Raw genomic sequence first — 16,401 nt, forward strand, 5'->3', positions numbered from 1 at the left:
CTCGGCGCTCGATGCCAACAACAACGCATTTTCTTACGCTGCCCTCTGGTTGCATCCTGCCGCTTTGGGTGAGGGTTCTGTTGGATCGGCACCTGTGCCGGCCTTTGTGTTTCGCGCCTGCCCCATCGGTGCTTTTTGCGCCGCAGTTGCAGGGGTGATTTCTTGGTCGATGTCGTTACGCTCATCCGGCGGCGGGGTTCTACCACCCGAATGCCTGCGGGCCTTCTTCTCTTTTGGGTGCTATAGATTCAGTTACAGATATGCACTGGTCCTCTGGCAAATGGCACCCATGACACCTATCTGACGATACCAATGGTGGCGAACATCCTATTGCCAATGTTGGGTATCAACAATTCACGGCTAGGCTTGGCGATGAATGTCAGGCTTTCGGCCACGACCGGAGCACATAAAAATGACCGAACCTCTACGTATTGATATCGTATCCGATGTAATGTGCCCATGGTGCATCATCGGCTATCGTCAATTGGCAAAAGCACTGGAAGCGACCGACACAGCCCATGAAATTCACTGGCACCCGTTCGAATTAAACCCCGAGATGCCCGCCGAAGGCCAAAACACCCGTGAACATATTGTAGAAAAATATGGTAGCACCCCTGAACAATCCGAACAGTCACGCCAACACATGACCGCAGTCGGCCATGACCTTGGCTTTGAGTTTGCATGGGCAGAGGATTCGCGCATGCACAACACGTTCAACACCCATCAGTTGCTTCATTGGGCAGACACGCAAGGCCGCAGGCACGACCTCAAGCAGGCGCTTTTTACCGCACATTTCACCGAACGCCGCAACCTGTCGGACACTGCTGTACTGGCCGAGATCGCGGCAGAGAACGGACTCGATCGCGCGGAAGCCGAAGCTGTCCTCGCGGATCAGCGCTTTGCCAATGAGGTGCGCAGCGCCGAGCAATTCTGGCAGCAGCAGGGTATTACCGGCGTGCCCGCCATGGTGTTCAATCGCAAACACCTTGTCACAGGCGCACAAGGCGTTGAAAACTACACCAACATTCTCGCCCAGCTTGCCGACATGAAAGACTGACCCATGGCCCGTGCCACAAACTATGATCGTGATGCTGCCCTTGATGCGGCCATGGATGTGTTTTGGCGCAAGGGATATCACGCGACGTCCTTGAAAGATCTGGAAGCCGCGCTGAACATGAAACCGGGGAGCATTTACGCGGCCTTCGAAAGTAAAGAAAATCTATATCTACTGGCAATCGAACGCTACTTCGAAGCATCGCGTCATGGATTTCGCACGCATATGGCCAAGGCGAAAACGCCGCTTGCGGGGTTGGCGGCCCAATTTCAAAACTATGCAGGCCTGGCGCAGGGTCATCCCTCGCGGCAGGCCTGTATGTTGATGAAAACAATTGTCGACACGGCCTCAACCGATCCCAAAATTGCGGCGGCGTCGCAACATTATCTCGATCAAATGTGTGCGGAGTTTGCCAAGGCTTTCGAAGCCGCTGCTGCTGCAGGCGAAATACCGCGCGGTGCAGATCCGATGCGCCTTGCACGGCGGTTTCAGGCAAATGTATCGGCCCTTCGCATAGAATTGCAACGCGGAACCTCTCAGGACAACCTCTCTCAACTTGCCGCCGACATGGCGCAAGAAACGATGGCGCTCGGGGCGCCGCGTTAGGGCGACGGATGCAGCAGGCTCCTGCCCCGCCCTGCGTCAGAACTGTGGTCCCGGCAAACATCCTTCAGATGGTGCAAAACGCAATAGAGTGCGACAGACGGATCGCGCCGAAGAAGCGGCAGCACCAGCGCGGAACAAATCAAAATTTGCCGGTTTTCTATGTCGGCGGGTTCGCCGCGAACCCTCAGACATGGCCGACATTCAACCACTCTGCGCTGGGAACGCAATCGGGTGAGGGGTGACAGATGGTTGCGCTCTGCGATGGGCGCCTCGACCACTTGGCGGGAGTCCCGTACAACCGCCGATAGAGGTCGCTTTAGGCGCCAAGCGCCAATGTGATGAGAAACCGCTGCGACCGGCGCCATCCTGCCCTCTTGCGCAGATGCAAAATTTATCCGATGAACAAACTCGGCTAAACGATACCGCGCGCGCCAGCGCGCAATTACGGGTTGATTAACGGCACCCGTGGCACGACGCATTACAGAAAGGTCCCGGCACCAATGGCACAAAAGCTCATCTTGCATCTCCCGATCCACAAGACAGGTTCAACGGCCTTGCAAGTAACCTTGGATGCCAATGAAACGCTGCTGAACAAGCAGAATATGACCTACCTGCCCCGACACACCAAAGCGTCGCAGCATTTTCATTTGACGGAATTTCGTGGCGATGAACTGCAAAAATATCTCGCAAAAATGCGCTCCGACACACGCGGCAAGGATCTGATCCTGTCGTCGGAAAAACTGCATCTGCTGTCAACGCCGGATCTGCAGGATTTCTTCACCACGGTCGCCTCTGTATTCGACGGCTTTGCCATCACGGTCGTGGTCTATCTGCGCCGTCAGGACGATGCCATAAATTCCCTTTATAGCCAGATGGTTAAATATGGAACGCTGACCGTTTCGAGCAAACAATTCTTTGACCCTCGCAAACTCGCCTTTGATTATGAACACTACCTTGAGGTCATCTCCGGCAATCTGCCCGAAGACACCGAGTTGATGGTGCGCGTCTATGATCGCAACCAGTTGCGCGACGGCGATATCGTTGAGGATTTTGCCCATCTGGTCGGGATCACCGGCAAGCTGAAGCGCGGTCAGAAAGATACCAACCACAGCCTTGAGAAAAGTGTTTTCAAGATCAAACGCGCCATGAACAGCGAACTCCAAGGAGCGCCGCCCGATTTGCTGCAAAGCATGGCAGGCATATTGGCAGATGCTTCCAAGAATATGAACAACGGAAAACCCGATACCAATGTTCTATCCGATCTGGAACGGTCGCTGATCATGGAATTCTACGCCGAGTCAAATGCGCGCATCAGCGAAAAGTATCTGGGCGGAGAGACATTTTCAAATTCCACGCCCAAAACGCTGGATTACGAAAGCTCTTTCGAGGTGGTGTTCCCGCTCATTATGGCGCGCATGTCGCGGTATTTCCATTGGGTCTCGACGCGGCAGTGATTGCCTGCGCGGCCGCGATCGTTCTGCATGAAAGGGCCGCCGTGGCATCCACCACGGCGGCCCTTTTGCACGGCACGGCTCTGGTCAGCAGCCGGGAACCGGCATGCGCATCGCCGTCATGCCCGCCCCGCACCGGTCGGTTGAGATTGTAGCTTTGCCATGTGAAACCGGTCACGTTCCAACACCTGCCGTTCGTGGCGCGTCAGTTGCTTTTGCGCGGCGTCAATATCGCCTCCGGTCGCATGGAGAAACCGCTGCCACAGACGCAGCGCCGACGGGGCCGACCATGGCAAGGCAGCCTGCGCCAACCATGCTCTCAATGCCGGCGGGAGCCGGTCATATGCCGCCATCGGATCCCCCTGCCGCACACGCCGCTTGAGGGTGCTACGTGTGTTTCCCTGCCTGTACCCGCGGCGCATCATGCGACCTGCGGCGGAGCCGTGCGCCATTTCGGGAAGGGATCCGGCAATGCGGCCCATTCATCCGGAGCAAGCGTTGCGGCCTCCTCCACCAATGCCGCATCAAGCGCAGAGGTGATTGCGGCCTTGTCCATGCCGGAGCCGATGAAAACCAGTTCTTGCCGGCGGTCCCCGAATGGTTCCTGCCAATGGCGCTGCATATAGGCAACGGCCTGCGGATGGTCTGGTCGTTGATCGCGTGGCACTGTCGCCCACCATTGACCAAGCGGCCGGACGGTGCTCATCGCGCCCGCCAGCGAAAACTCGGCCAACCAATCAGGACGCGTGGCAATCCAGAAATGCCCCTTGGCGCGCAACACACCGGGCAAAGGCCCATTTAAAACATCATGCACCTTTTGCGGATGAAACGGTTGGCGCGCGCGGTACACAAAGGACGACACGCCGTATTCCTCGGTTTCGGGAACATGATCGGCAAACCCATAGAGTTCTTTGGCCCATAGGGGATGCTCTTGCGCAGTGTCGAAATTGAAAAGCCCCGTATCAAAAATACATTCTTGCGGGACGGCGCCATAATCGGTTTCAATGATCCGCGCATCAGGGTTCAAGGCGGTGACAATCTTGCGTGCAGCATCCAGCTTTTGCGCGCCTGCATCGCTGACTTTATTGAGAATGACGACGTCTGAAAACTCGATTTGATCGACCAATAAATCCACCAAGGTGCGGTCATCTTCGCCGCCCATCTCTGCGCCGCGATCCTTCAGGAACTCATGACTGGCGTAATCCTTGAGCAGGTTGACGGTATCCACGACCGTGACCATCGTGTCCAACCGCGCCACATCCGAAAGGCTGTCGCCCTGTTCGTCCCGAAAATCAAAAGTCGCCGCAACCGGAAGCGGTTCGGACACGCCGGTGGATTCGATCAACAGATAATCAAACCGACGCTCCACCGCGAGACGCCGCACCTCTTGCAGAAGATCATCGCGCAGGGTGCAACAAATGCATCCATTGCTCATTTCGACCAGCGTTTCGTCCACATGGCTCAGGTCGGCCCCGCCCTCGCGCAAAATATCCGCATCGATGTTGACTTCGGACATATCGTTAACGATCACGGCCACGCGCCGCCCCTCACGATTGTTGAGCACCGCATTGAGAAGCGTGGTTTTACCTGCACCGAGAAAACCGGAGAGGACAGTGACGGGAAGACGGGGATCTTGAGAGGGCATAGCGGTTCCGTGCCTTATTCTGTTTTGGAGGATATCGAAGATGCCGCACCGCAACACAGCGGCCGGACGGGATATGAAACGAGGGGTTAATGCATCTGTTCCACGATCTCTTTCGCGGTCAGCTTGGCGGGATAATAGGTCGGCCAGTTGGTCAGCTCTTTCAGTAAAGCCGCGCGGTCATTGCCCCAATAGAGATGGAAATGATCCGCCGCTGCCGGAGCGATCTTGTGATCGCTGAACTGGAAAAATGCCGGTGCATCGGCATCGCCGTTCACCTTTTTAAAGATATAACGCACGCCCCGATTGCCCGCATCATATGTCAAAACCTCAAAGCCATCGCTTTCATATCGGCCTTGTAGGGGCACCCCGTTGCGGAAGAATGTGGCGATATTTCCATCGAAATGGATGCTTTCCACATCGGTGGCATAGCCGGCGGTGTAATAGGCTTTGTATTCGTCAAAGGTTTTTGCGCCATGCTCCGCCTTGTGCTTTAGCACGCTATCCAGATCACCATGTTGCAAAAGCGGGTAAACCGACTGCCACTCGCCAGCCCAATCGGACAGGGTGCGCGCTTTGATCTGTTCGTCGCTGAAATAGCCTTTGTGAATGTCATCGGCACCGTGATCGTGGGCGTGTCTAGTGGCATCCTTATGGGCATCGCCGTGTTGCGCCGTTTCTGCGGCCACGGGTGCAGACAACGCGACCAGAGCGCCAAGGGCTAAGGCGCTGATCTGCTTTGCAGTTGTGATTCTCATGTAAACTCTCCGTTCATGTGGACATACCAGCTCGGCTTCTTGTTATGTTATAACATAACAATCCTACTGTTAGCTGATCATGAAATTCTCCGCAACTGCCGTTTCAACATGCGGATCACGGACAGCATGATTTTGCGCACAAATACCCTGAAGGGCACCAAGGTTGACCCCGGACCCCACCTGCACATCAGGCGAAAACGCATAAAAGGGCAGCGCCGTTGCCCTCAGCCACCCTTCGCCGCACGCGCGGATGCACCGAACGGTCGGCAAGAACAGCAACGGGATTGCCCCCTGTTACCCCATAACCAGATATTTTGGATGGACATCTGCCCCTGCGAGGCCGGCGTTTAACCGCCAGCCAATGTCGAGCAGCCCGTCATTCAGGCAACTCGTCATGCAGTGCGCCGCCCCAACAGCCGCTTGGCCCTGCAAAGCTGAGGACTGGCAAGCGCCTTGACGCGCCACACAGAAGGCCCGGCGCGCAAACTCCCTGACACAGCCTGCGCAGCCACTGAAACCCGCCCTCACAGATCCGGGCATGGCACAGGGGCGCAAGAGTCAGGTTTGAAACGCACCAGACATCAAACGCGGGACAAGGTGCGCCGGATTATTGAACACACCGGCATAGGAACATAACCGGCGCGCGCCGCACGCGGGTGCTACATCCCTTTGCTCATCACGGCTCTTGCACGCCACGGAACAAAGATTGCGCAGTATAGACCAAGATTGCCGCCCCGACAGCGCCCATCGCGGCGATCCCCAGCAGCACAATCACATCCACCGCCCCGCCCATGTCACGCAGGTCAGAATGCGTCATCGCCATCACAAAGATCACCGCAGCAACGGCGCCGAATGGCATCGACAATTGCGCCAGGAGAAACTTGCGCATGGACATAGTCCGGTCGCGGATGAGAACGTAAAAATAAGCCACGGTAATGACAACCGCCACCGCAACCATGCCCCAAAACAACATGCGGCCAAAGATTTCCTCAAACACGGCGACCATCGTTTCAAATGTCAATTGTTCCATGGTGTTTGCTCCTTATGCCTTGCCGCGCAGCATTGCATTATACGTGGCTTTCAACGCCACTTCCTTCATCAGCCAGCTGATCCATAGCTCTTCAAGCGGCGCGATCACGCCCGGGAAGGAGGGCGTCAGATTGTTGTGATAATCGAACTCGATCAACATCGCCCGACCGACACGGGTGATCAAAGGACAAGAGGTATACCCGTCATAGACAGCCGTGCCTTCCTGCCCTTCGATGGCGGCAATCAAGTGATCTTCGACCACAGGAACCTGCCATTTTACCGACGCCGCAGTTTTCCCCTTTGGCACCCCCGCGACATCGCCCAGCGCGAAAACCTCGGGATAGCGCCGGTGGCGCAGCGTTTGCATATCCACTTCGACCCAGCCTTGATCGGTCCATTTGTCAGCCCAGCTCAATCCGGACTGCCGGACAAAATCGGGGGCACGCTGCGGCGGAATCACATGGAGATAATCATATTCCATCTCGGTCTCGCCATCAGGCGTTGCAAAGGTTGCCAACTGCCGGACCGGATCGACTGCCGTGAGGACATGGCTATATTGCGGTGTGATCCCGCGATCTTCAAACAGCATCCGCACTTTTTCCGAAACGATCGGCACGCCAAACAGCGACGCATTATTCGAGGCGTAATGCATCTCGTGCTTGCCAGCGCCTGCGGTCCGGGTCGCGATATCTTCGATCAAGAACGTGTGTTTCAGTGGCGCGCCTGCACACTTCATTTCAGTTGCAGGGCGGGTAAAAATACCGACGCCGCCATCTTCGGTAAACTTCGATGCGGCCTGCCATGTTTTGGCAGCGTATTGCGGACCAGCATAAAGCGCACCAATCCCGCCGCTACCAACCAGATCCAGCGAAAAGCCCTCGATCGCGTCATGGTCCAACACCAGTCCCGGCGCGACGACCAGAAAATCATAGGGGATCGTTTGACCTTCGGTTGTGGCAACGGATTTGGCTTCGGGATCCACCGCAGCTGCCCCCGCCGGGATAAATGTGATGTCTTCTGGAAGCCAATCCACCGTTTGCGATTGGGTATAGGAGGCCGGTTTGAGCCCCGCCGCCACCAAAGACAAACCCGGTTGATAGAGATGCTGCGCGCTGGGATCGAGGATGGTGATGTCCGCCCCTTCCAACCGCGTCACCAGCCGGTTGACAAGCGAGGTGCCCGCCGCCCCCGCGCCGATAATAACGATGCGCGCCTTGGTCTGGATCTTGGCGGCCTTGGCCGGACGTGTCGCAAAGCCCGATGCGGCCCCTGCGGCCATGAGGCCTAAAAAGGCACGCCGTGATGGTGTCAGATTTTCTATAGTCGTCATCTATTGTCTCCTGTGGGGGCACGGCGGCACACCCGAATGGCGCCGGCGTCATACGCGAAACGCACACCCACGCAGTGCCGACGCGATGCGCCAATGCCAGATGCCGCGCCGATCATCTCCGGCGTCGCGGCGCATACGCCGTCCGTCCGCGTTAGGACACCTGGTCCGAGGTGGCCTCGGTCATTTTGCGCTCATCTTCTTTCAACTCGAGCCACATCGCGTTCATCACCGCAAAAATAGCGGCCAGCGGAAGCCCCAAAATCCAAGCAAAATACCACATGAAATTTCCTTTCTTCAGTAAACCGAATGAGAATTTTCAGAAACATCGGTCTCGGTGACCTTGCCCCAGAGCACTTTGTAGACCCATGCAGTGTACATCAGCACCAATGGCATAAAGATCGCGATGCTCACCAACATGATAAACAACGTCAAATGCGACGACGAACTGTTCCACACCGTCAGCGAGGACTGCGGGTCGCTGGAACTGGGCATGATGAAGGGGAACATCGTCAGGCCAACCGATGAAATCACGCCAAAAATTGCGAACTTGGACACCAGAAGCGTGGAAAGTTCACGCCCGGCCCGCAGGCCGAGAAATGTCAGCAAACCGCCAAGGACCCCCATCACAGGCGCTATGGCAATCCATGGACGTTCCGCATAGGCCACTAGCCAGCTGGACGTGCGCGCGACCTCGAAATGCAGCGGATTGGACGGCCCATCGGTGACATACTCCCCGACGATGCGGAATCCCTCGATCCCGACCGCCAACCACACACCTGCCACCATATAGGCACCGACCGCGATCAATGCTGCAACGGAGCCAATGGCGCGGGCGCGGGTCTGCACAATGCCTTCGGCCTTTAACGTCAACCACGCACTGCCATGCATCACCAGCATCGAAAGCGACACCACACCGGCAAGGACCGAGAACGGATCGAGCAGGCCGATGAATTTCATATACCACACGCCCTCATAGATGGTGTGCAAATCATCCGTGAAGCGGAAGGGCACCCCTTGGATCACATTCCCCACGGCGACCCCGAACAACAATGCCGGCAGGGCCCCACTGGCAAACAGCGCCCAATCCCATGTGCTGCGCCAACGCGGGTCGTCGCGCTTAGAGCGGTATTTAAATGCCACCGGACGCACGATAAGAGCGGCGAGGATGACGAACATCGCGAGATAGAAGCCCGAAAAACTCACCGCATAGAGCGGCGGCCAAGCGGCAAAAATCGCGGCACCCCCGACAATGAACCAAACCTGATTGCCTTCCCAAACCGGGCCGACCGTATTGATCGCAATACGGCGTTCAACATCCGATTTGGCGACAAAGGGCAAGAGCGCCCCTACCCCCATATCGAACCCATCGGTCAGGGCAAATCCGATCAATAGGATCCCCAACAACAACCACCAGATCACACGCAACAGTTCATAGCTCATAAGGTCATGCAAAATCATCGGTCTTACTCCCCAGGCGCGGCGAAGGCATCGCGCCCCGCCAAGCGATCCGTATGGCGTTTGTTCCAAGCTTCGGTTTCGGTCACATCCTGATAGGGCCCTTTCCGGATGTATTTCAGCATGAGGCCCATCTCGACGATGAACAAAATCGTGTAGAAGATCACAAAACCAGACAAGGTCAGGGCCACCTCGGTCATCGACAGCGCGCTGACAGACATTGCCGTGGGCAACACCCCGTCAACGGTCCATGGCTGGCGCCCGTATTCGGCAACAAACCATCCTAGTTCTGCGGCAATCCATGGCGCGGGGATCATCCACACCGCCAAATGCAGCGCAGGGCGCGGAAAATTCATCCCCTTGAACGAGGCGCGATAGAAGAAATAGGCCATCGTGGCAATAAACCCGAACCCAAGCCCCACCATCAAACGGAACGCCCAGAACAAGGGCCATACGGTTGGCACCGTATCATTGGCGGCGGCTTGGATCTGCGCCTCGGTCGCCTCCAATGGGTTGTCGACATATTTCTTGAGCAAGAAGGCAAAACCAAGGTCGGCAGAATGCTCTTCGAAGGTCGCCATCACGGCGGGGTCAGTCTCATCGCGATGGACACGCACATCCAATAGGGCCTCATATGCGATCAGTCCGGATCGAATACGGGTTTCAGCGGTCGCAACCAGATCGTTGATCCCCGGAATTTCGGTTGTCAAAGACCGGGTTCCAATCAGCCCCATCGCCCAAGGAATTTCGATTGCATAATGGGTTTCTCGCGTCTCTTGATCGGGAAACCCAATCAGATTGAATGGCGCGGGCGCGTCGTGGGTTTCCCACATGGCTTCGATCGCTGCGAGCTTCATTTTCTGGCTATGCGTGGCCGAGTAACCGGATTCGTCCCCCAACAGGACCACCGAAAACGCCGAGGCCAAACCAAACGCGGCGGCGACAGTGATGGAGCGGCGGGCCAATTCCACATGGCGACTGCGCAGTAAATACCACGCGGACACGCCGATCACAAAAACCGATGCGGTGACATAGCCCGCCGACACGGTATGGACGAATTTCGCCTGTGCGACCTCATTGAACAGAACCGCAAAGAAATCCGTCATCTCCATGCGCATGGTCATCGGATTGAATTCGGCGCCGACCGGGTTCTGCATCCAACCGTTGGCAATCAAAATCCAAAGCGCGGAAAAATTCGACCCGATCGCCACCAACCACGCGACAACCAAATGCGCCACCTTGCTCAGTTTGTCCCAGCCAAAGAAGAACAGACCCACAAAAGTCGCCTCAAGGAAAAACGCCATCAGCCCTTCCATGGCCAGCGGCGCACCAAAGATGTCCCCGACATAATGGCTGTAATAGCTCCAGTTCATTCCGAACTGGAATTCCATCGTGATGCCGGTGGCCACACCCAGCGCAAAGTTAATTCCGAAGAGCATCCCCCAAAATTTGGTCATCTGCCGCCATATCGGGCGGTTGGTCATGACATAAACCGTTTCCATGATCGCCACGAGGATCGACAGACCCAGCGTCAACGGCACGAAGAGGAAATGATACATCGCCGTCACTGCAAATTGCAGGCGCGACAATTCGACAATACCAAATTCCATTGATTCTGCTCCAGCTTGCTCGCGGCACTTCAGGACCGTCAAGAATTCCAACTTAAGAATGTGTGCGCCTAAAGCCGTAGGGAATCTTTGATCTGGATCAAAACTGATATCACAGATGCATCTTACATCAGGGGCACGATCCGCTCAGAGAACTCTACCTCTGCCTCGCGATGAGCTGCAATGAGAATGGCCGTATGCGGCAAAAAACCGCGAACGCCGTCGAGCACGCGCATGGCGGTCGTGTCGTCCAACCCTTCGGTCGGCTCGTCAAGCAACAACACCGCAGGTCGCCGCAACATCGCACGCGCCAAGGCCAAACGGCGGGATTCCCCGCCGGACAGCGCATCGCCGCGCACCCCGATCGGTGTCTCCAACCCCTGCCGCGCCCGCATCACCGACGCCAATTGCACCGCCTCAAGAACCTGCCACAGCGTTTCGTCATCACTGTCAGGCGCGGCAAGTCGCAACGCATCGGCAACAGATCCGGTCATCAATGCGCTGCGTTGCGGCAAAAGTGTCACCACCTTGCGCAACACCGCCTCTTCGCAATCAAGGACGGGGGTGTCACCAATCATAATCCGCCCCTTTGCAACCGGATGCAGCCCCGCAACCGCCAGCAGAAGCGTTGATTTTCCCACACCGCTGGGCCCCGTCAACGCAACGGTTTCTCCCGGCATCACGGCAAGGCTCAGGTGTTCGATCATCGGGACCGCCGAAACCCCGCGATTTAACGTAACCGACTGGATCCGCAGAGGGCCACCATGCATCATCGCGGTGCCCTGCAACATCGGCGGCGGCACCGCAACATCACGCGCCACCCGCCGCGCCGCTTCTGTCATCCGGCCAAGATCGCTTGCCGCCCTGCGCAACGGCGCGATGGTTTCCGCCAATGACAATGTGGTAAAAAACGCGAGTGCGGCAAAAGACGGCGCGAGGGTCCCCGATTGCGCCATCGAAAGACCCAGACCCAATGCCCCCGCAGACACCAACACGCCGAGCATCTGTAACGCGCCGCCTGCGCGGCGCTCTGCCCTGTCCTGTTGCCGGCGCAGGGCAAGCCGCCGATTTTCGGCCTCCAATGTCGTTTCAACCTGATCTTGCAGGCGACCATAGACCGCCAAGTCACGCCGCGCCCTGATCAGGTCAATCAACCGCGCGCGCAGAGCCTGCCCTGCGGCTTCGGCCCTACGTGACAAAGGCACCGTCTTGCGTGCGGTTCGCCAGAAAGTCACCCCGGATCCGGCGACGAACCCGATGAAAATCCACGCGGCCATCGGCAGTCCAACCAACCACCAAAGTACGAAGAACGCCACAACCTGCCCCGACACCCCCGCCAGAACCGGTAAAACCAAACGCAATGAAACCCCGTCCAACGCATCAACATCTGCAGTCAACCGGTTGAGCGCCTGCGCACCGCGCAGCCGGGTAATCCGGTGATAGGGGGCCGCCATAAGCCCCTCCATCAACTGCAAGCGCAGCGATTGCAGGGCGCGCAATGTCGCATCATGGGTCAGCACTCTTTCGCCATATCGTGCCGCCGCACGCCCAAGCGCCAGAAACCGCACCATCGCCGAGGGACGGAAAACGTCAAAAATCGCCCCCGTTCCTGCCAATCCAGCCGCCGCGGCCGCCGTTATAAACCAGCCCGACAGCCCCAGAAGCGCAGCGCCCATCGCAAGCACGACAAATCCAAGGAAAGCCCCCCGGATCAAGGACACGCGCTGTTCGCGTAAAATGCGCCGAAAGATCTGCCACAATGCTTTCATCGCGCCTCTCCCACCTCAATGACCCGATCCATCCGCGCCGCCAGCGTCGGATCATGGGTCGCCACAACCAATGTCGCGCCACGCGCCACCTGCGCCAAAAGCCCCTCGGTCACGGCATGGGCTGTCACCGCATCCAGATCCGCAGTCGGTTCATCTGCAAGGATCACATCAGGCGCCCCGAAGATCGCGCGCGCCAATGTCAAACGACGCGCTTCGCCGCCCGACAATCCGCCGCCCGTCTCACCGAGCCGCGTATGAAGCCCGTGGGGAAGGCGCGCCACCACCTCGTCCACGGCCGCCTGTTTGAGCGCTTCAGAGACATCCCCCTCGCGCCCCATCCGCACATTTTCGCGCAGGCTCGCGTTCAGGAAATGCGGTGATTGGGGCATCCACCCCACCCGTGCGCGCCAGCTGTCGGCGGTGTCGGCCGAGAGCCCCTGCCCCGCCACCCGCACCTGTCCTGTGTCCGGCGACATGAGACCCGCCATCAACCGAAGCGCCGAGGTTTTCCCCGCCCCGCTAGGGCCCATCAATGCAACGCTTTCACCGGCGGACACCTCGATGTTGTGCAAGGTATCACCGTTCGGCAGCACACATCCGCGCAGGGATATTTCGGCGCCGCCGCGCATCGGGAGGCTCGCCCCACCACGCCCCAACAGGCAGGTGGTCTCTTGCGCCTCCCATGTGCTGTATTCTTCCAAAACCGCATCTGCGGCTGCTTTGTCGTGCCAGGCCGCCGACAAATCCCGCAACGGCTGATAAAACTCCGGCGCCAGCAACAGCAAAAAGATACCAGACTGCGGCGTGAGGCCCCCCCAGGCCCCGAACTCAATCGCACCGAGCAAAGAAAACCCAACATAAACCGCGACCATCGCCACGCCGATCGCGGCAAACAGCTCCAACACTGTCGAGGACAGAAATGCCACGCGCAGCACGGCCATGGTGCGACGCTGCACGTCCTTTGCTTGCGTGGCGAACCTGTCGCGCACCACCTTCGACGCCCCCAAAAGCCGGATATCGGCAAGTGCCGACAACCGTTCAATCAACAGGTCGTTCAAATCACCGATTTCGACCAATTGTCGTTGGCTCGCCTCTTTGGCCGCCATGCCGACAAGCGCCATGAAGACCGGAATCAACGGTCCGGAAATCACAAGCACAAGCCCCACGGCCCATGAATGCCAAAAGGCCAAGGCAAGAATGACGGCAGGGATCACCATCACGCGCGCCCGCGCCGGCGCATAGCGGGTGATGAAGGGGGCCAGCAGATCCAGCTTTTCGCTGGCCAGAGCCGCGACCCCGCCGGCGCCGCCAAAGGGGCCATCCGCCGCGCGCCGCGCCTCTTCCAACACGATATGCCCGCGCGCGGCATGGATCACCGTCTCGGCTGCGGCTTGTGATTGCGCATCCCCTAAGACGGTCAAAAAACTACGCACGGCTCCAAGCGCGACATAGGCCAGAGCCACGGGCACCGCCGGTATCGGCACCCCCGCCAACAGCCCGCCAAGAGCATAGGCCACCAAGGCGGCCTGCAGCGGCCAAAGCACCGCCGCCAGAACCGACAGCCGACTGGCGCGGCGCTGCATCGCGGCCCCGGGTGCCATCAATGACATTCCCCCCGAGGCGCGCGCATGATCCGTTTTTGCATTGCTCTGTTGGTCGTCGGTCACGGGCGCGCCTTACAGTTTATTTCCAAAATCCGGCGCATTGACCCGGCATGGATCAAGTGCCGCCGTTTGCGGCAGCCTTCGGGCCCTAAACACCTGTTTCATGCAGGTTCCGGTGTTTGCCTACATAGTCAGTCAACCCGCGCCCGCATACCGATGTCTGCGACCACGCCTCAAGGTGTAGAACATCTCGAGACCATCGAAAACCTCCTGCGGCACGTGCAAGCCATGTTCTGCCTCGGGCGTGTTCGCGTGCCAAAAGATCGAAGGCGATTTTGACGAGCGTGTTATCGCGACACATTCGCCACCTCATCCTCTTGGCCTGCAAACTGAGTTTTCCATCGCAGGATTGCCACGCCTGTTTGGGGCGAGCGGCCCTCAGGGGCGTGCCTTCGAACCGCTCAGAACGGGCATCGGCGGCGTGGCAGCCGCGCGCCATCCCGTGATGAAGTGCCAGATGGGTTTGCGGTGCACAAACATCCCTCCACCTCGCATTTAAAAGGCCAATTATCACGATTTAGCGGTGCTCTTCTTGCGGCTGCTACGCCCGAAAATTTGCTCGCAGGTGGCAGATCATGCCGGACGGAACGCCGCGCGGCGCTTATTTTCCAATCATGCCTTCGGTCCTTGAATACTATGGACCGCTGCCTCCGTCAGGATAAGATCAGCAGGTATATCATAGGGTTGCGGGTAGATGGTTGCGAGTTTCGCCGCTTCAATGCCGATGCCAATGACAAAAGGCTTTGGCGAAAGAGCGGCGAGTGTCCGGTCAAAATAGCCCCCACCATAGCCCAAACGATCGCACTCCGCCGTCCAACCCACCAAGGGCGCAAGCACGATATCGAGCGAGACCGCAGGGGCATCCAACGGCGGAACAGGAATATTCAAACGGTCGCGTCCCATGCGGGTTTCGGGCGTCCAGTGGCGGAAGGTCAGCGGCGCGGCCTTGGCCTCGACCACAGGCAAAACAATGCGAACGCCGCAGGCGTGCAGCTCCGCCATAAATGGGCGCAGATCCGGCTCGCCGTTCATCGGCCAATAGGCCGCAAGCACCATCCCCCGCGCGCCTTCGAACCCGTCGTTCAATACCTGCCGCAGATGCCCCGCAATCGCGTCGGCATGATCTACGCGCGCCTTGGCAGACAGCGCCTGACGCTGGGCACATAGGCGGCTGCGCTCGGCCTTGCGCCAACGGGCCACATCGCGCGCCTGCTCAGGATCGACGCCCAGCGGATCAAAGTAATCCGGTGCGATCCAGGCGGCATAGCAGGGCGGTGAGGAAAATCCGCTGCGGCATCGAAAGCGATCGAATTTGTCATTCATGGGAGTGCTCGGCCTCCTTTGAAGTCGTGCCGATGAGGTGGTGCTCTGCCTGTGAGGCGTCCTATGCCAGTTCGGTCGCGGAACCGTCGGCTGGCCTCACCGATACCTTGCGTATCCACCGCCTTGGAAAAGCCGCGAAAGGCGTCTTCGGCATCCGGCGCCAAAACATGACGCCGATCGAGAAGCTCGCGGGCGGGTTTGGGAAAGTGACGCTCAGACATGGCCGGTGCCCGGCGTTTCGAATTGCGGGAACAACACATCGTTTTCCAACCGGATATGTTCGCCAAGATCGTCAAGGAATTCGTCAACCTCGGAATAGAGCCGTGTCCAGCTCCGGCAGGCCCCGTCGGGCAAGGTCAGCCCGTTGGTCAAACGCCTGATCTGTGCGATCTCTGCTTGGTGGTCATCATGGTCTGCACGCATCGCTGCAATCGGCGCATCCAACCGGGCCGCTGCATTGCGTATGGCTGGAAAGAGGATCAGCTCTTCCTTTTTCATATGCACTTCCAACACACCGATCATGCGGCGCAGCACTTCGGCCAATCCGGCGGGGACATCCGTTTGGCCCGCATGAACGGCCTCCACCTTTTCCGACAGCGCCGCCAACTGCGGCAACTGGGCGCGATGTTTCGCGTGATATTCCGCCTCAATGTGACGGGTAAGGCCTGCGGGGTCTGGCGGCGGCGGTGGCTTCGTCATGTCCGTCTCCTTTA

The 16,401-nt window shown here is 58.3% G+C and carries 15 protein-coding genes; 3 read left to right on the forward strand and 12 right to left on the reverse strand.

What is annotated here, in order from left to right:
- The first annotated feature begins 376 nt into the window (after positions 1-376).
- From DI396_RS09965 to DI396_RS09975, 3 genes are all read left to right on the forward strand, one after another.
- Positions 377-1,057: a DsbA family oxidoreductase gene (locus DI396_RS09965; protein ID WP_235851819.1), complete on the forward strand. Its 681-nt coding sequence runs from the start codon at positions 377-379 to the stop codon at positions 1,055-1,057.
- Positions 1,058-1,060: 3 nt separating this feature from the next.
- Entirely contained in the window at positions 1,061-1,660 is a 600-nt protein-coding gene (locus DI396_RS09970; protein WP_110796082.1) for a TetR/AcrR family transcriptional regulator, read from the forward strand.
- 500 nt (positions 1,661-2,160) lie between these two features.
- Positions 2,161-3,114, forward strand: a complete 954-nt coding sequence (locus DI396_RS09975) for a hypothetical protein (protein ID WP_110796083.1) — start codon at positions 2,161-2,163, stop codon at positions 3,112-3,114.
- A 116-nt stretch (positions 3,115-3,230) separates the two neighbouring features.
- On the opposite strand, the gene DI396_RS09980 is transcribed toward DI396_RS09975, so the two are convergent.
- The 12 genes from DI396_RS09980 to DI396_RS10045 all read right to left on the reverse strand — a co-directional run bounded on the left by DI396_RS09980 (position 3,231) and on the right by DI396_RS10045 (position 16,387).
- Positions 3,231-3,563: a DUF6525 family protein gene (locus tag DI396_RS09980; RefSeq protein ID WP_407936307.1), complete on the reverse strand. Its 333-nt coding sequence runs from the start codon at positions 3,561-3,563 to the stop codon at positions 3,231-3,233.
- Positions 3,533-4,756 carry a GTP-binding protein gene (locus DI396_RS09985; protein ID WP_110796084.1) on the reverse strand — a complete coding sequence of 408 codons (1,224 nt, stop codon included), beginning with the start codon at positions 4,754-4,756 and terminating at the stop codon, positions 3,533-3,535. Before DI396_RS09985 ends, DI396_RS09980 begins: the two co-directional genes overlap by 31 nt.
- An 86-nt stretch (positions 4,757-4,842) precedes the next feature.
- The gene (locus DI396_RS09990) at positions 4,843-5,511 is read right to left on the reverse strand and encodes a ZinT family metal-binding protein (protein ID WP_110796085.1); all 669 of its coding nucleotides are present in this window, start codon (positions 5,509-5,511) and stop codon (positions 4,843-4,845) included.
- A gap of 676 nt (positions 5,512-6,187) precedes the next feature.
- Positions 6,188-6,541 (reverse strand): DUF5368 domain-containing protein, encoded by a 354-nt coding sequence (locus DI396_RS10000; protein ID WP_110796087.1) that lies wholly within the window; start codon positions 6,539-6,541, stop codon positions 6,188-6,190.
- Between the two features lie 12 nt (positions 6,542-6,553).
- Positions 6,554-7,870 (reverse strand): NAD(P)/FAD-dependent oxidoreductase, encoded by a 1,317-nt coding sequence (locus tag DI396_RS10005; RefSeq protein ID WP_110796088.1) that lies wholly within the window; start codon positions 7,868-7,870, stop codon positions 6,554-6,556.
- Positions 7,871-8,021: 151 nt separating this feature from the next.
- Positions 8,022-8,150, reverse strand: a complete 129-nt coding sequence (cydX, locus tag DI396_RS10010; RefSeq protein ID WP_110796089.1) for a cytochrome bd-I oxidase subunit CydX — start codon at positions 8,148-8,150, stop codon at positions 8,022-8,024.
- 14 nt (positions 8,151-8,164) lie between these two features.
- Positions 8,165-9,328 (reverse strand): cytochrome d ubiquinol oxidase subunit II, encoded by a 1,164-nt coding sequence (gene cydB / locus DI396_RS10015; protein WP_110796090.1) that lies wholly within the window; start codon positions 9,326-9,328, stop codon positions 8,165-8,167.
- Positions 9,329-9,333: 5 nt separating this feature from the next.
- Positions 9,334-10,935, reverse strand: a complete 1,602-nt coding sequence (locus DI396_RS10020; RefSeq protein WP_110796091.1) for a cytochrome ubiquinol oxidase subunit I — start codon at positions 10,933-10,935, stop codon at positions 9,334-9,336.
- A gap of 122 nt (positions 10,936-11,057) precedes the next feature.
- Positions 11,058-12,701 carry an amino acid ABC transporter ATP-binding/permease protein gene (locus tag DI396_RS10025; protein WP_110796092.1) on the reverse strand — a complete coding sequence of 548 codons (1,644 nt, stop codon included), beginning with the start codon at positions 12,699-12,701 and terminating at the stop codon, positions 11,058-11,060.
- On the reverse strand, positions 12,698-14,368 hold the full coding sequence (gene cydD, locus DI396_RS10030; protein ID WP_235851821.1) for a thiol reductant ABC exporter subunit CydD: 1,671 nt from the start codon (positions 14,366-14,368) through the stop codon (positions 12,698-12,700). The genes DI396_RS10025 and cydD overlap by 4 nt, the downstream gene beginning before the upstream one ends.
- Before the next feature lie 609 nt (positions 14,369-14,977).
- Positions 14,978-15,688, reverse strand: a complete 711-nt coding sequence (locus DI396_RS10035) for a 5-formyltetrahydrofolate cyclo-ligase (RefSeq protein WP_110796093.1) — start codon at positions 15,686-15,688, stop codon at positions 14,978-14,980.
- Between the two features lie 213 nt (positions 15,689-15,901).
- Complete coding sequence (locus DI396_RS10045) at positions 15,902-16,387, reverse strand: hemerythrin domain-containing protein (RefSeq protein WP_110796094.1); 486 nt, start codon at positions 16,385-16,387, stop codon at positions 15,902-15,904.
- Positions 16,388-16,401 lie beyond the last annotated feature (14 nt).

Origin of the sequence: Litorivita pollutaquae, assembly GCF_003205515.1 — a bacterium.
In the GTDB taxonomy this organism is placed as follows: Bacteria; Pseudomonadota; Alphaproteobacteria; order Rhodobacterales; family Rhodobacteraceae; genus Litorivita; species Litorivita pollutaquae.

What these genes read in the sequence shown, in the direction of transcription:
- DI396_RS09965 (WP_235851819.1), top strand. Translation starts at nt 377, where the DNA reads ATGTCAGGCTTTCGGCCACGACCGGAGCACATAAAAATGACCGAACCT.
- DI396_RS09970 (WP_110796082.1), top strand. Translation starts at nt 1,061, where the DNA reads ATGGCCCGTGCCACAAACTATGATCGTGATGCTGCCCTTGATGCGGCC.
- DI396_RS09975 (WP_110796083.1), top strand. Translation starts at nt 2,161, where the DNA reads ATGGCACAAAAGCTCATCTTGCATCTCCCGATCCACAAGACAGGTTCA.
- DI396_RS09980 (WP_407936307.1), bottom strand. Translation starts at nt 3,563, where the DNA reads ATGGCGCACGGCTCCGCCGCAGGTCGCATGATGCGCCGCGGGTACAGG.
- DI396_RS09985 (WP_110796084.1), bottom strand. Translation starts at nt 4,756, where the DNA reads ATGCCCTCTCAAGATCCCCGTCTTCCCGTCACTGTCCTCTCCGGTTTT.
- DI396_RS09990 (WP_110796085.1), bottom strand. Translation starts at nt 5,511, where the DNA reads ATGAGAATCACAACTGCAAAGCAGATCAGCGCCTTAGCCCTTGGCGCT.
- DI396_RS10000 (WP_110796087.1), bottom strand. Translation starts at nt 6,541, where the DNA reads ATGGAACAATTGACATTTGAAACGATGGTCGCCGTGTTTGAGGAAATC.
- DI396_RS10005 (WP_110796088.1), bottom strand. Translation starts at nt 7,870, where the DNA reads ATGACGACTATAGAAAATCTGACACCATCACGGCGTGCCTTTTTAGGC.
- cydX (WP_110796089.1), bottom strand. Translation starts at nt 8,150, where the DNA reads ATGTGGTATTTTGCTTGGATTTTGGGGCTTCCGCTGGCCGCTATTTTT.
- cydB (WP_110796090.1), bottom strand. Translation starts at nt 9,328, where the DNA reads ATGATTTTGCATGACCTTATGAGCTATGAACTGTTGCGTGTGATCTGG.
- DI396_RS10020 (WP_110796091.1), bottom strand. Translation starts at nt 10,935, where the DNA reads ATGGAATTTGGTATTGTCGAATTGTCGCGCCTGCAATTTGCAGTGACG.
- DI396_RS10025 (WP_110796092.1), bottom strand. Translation starts at nt 12,701, where the DNA reads ATGAAAGCATTGTGGCAGATCTTTCGGCGCATTTTACGCGAACAGCGC.
- DI396_RS10035 (WP_110796093.1), bottom strand. Translation starts at nt 15,688, where the DNA reads ATGAATGACAAATTCGATCGCTTTCGATGCCGCAGCGGATTTTCCTCA.
- DI396_RS10045 (WP_110796094.1), bottom strand. Translation starts at nt 16,387, where the DNA reads ATGACGAAGCCACCGCCGCCGCCAGACCCCGCAGGCCTTACCCGTCAC.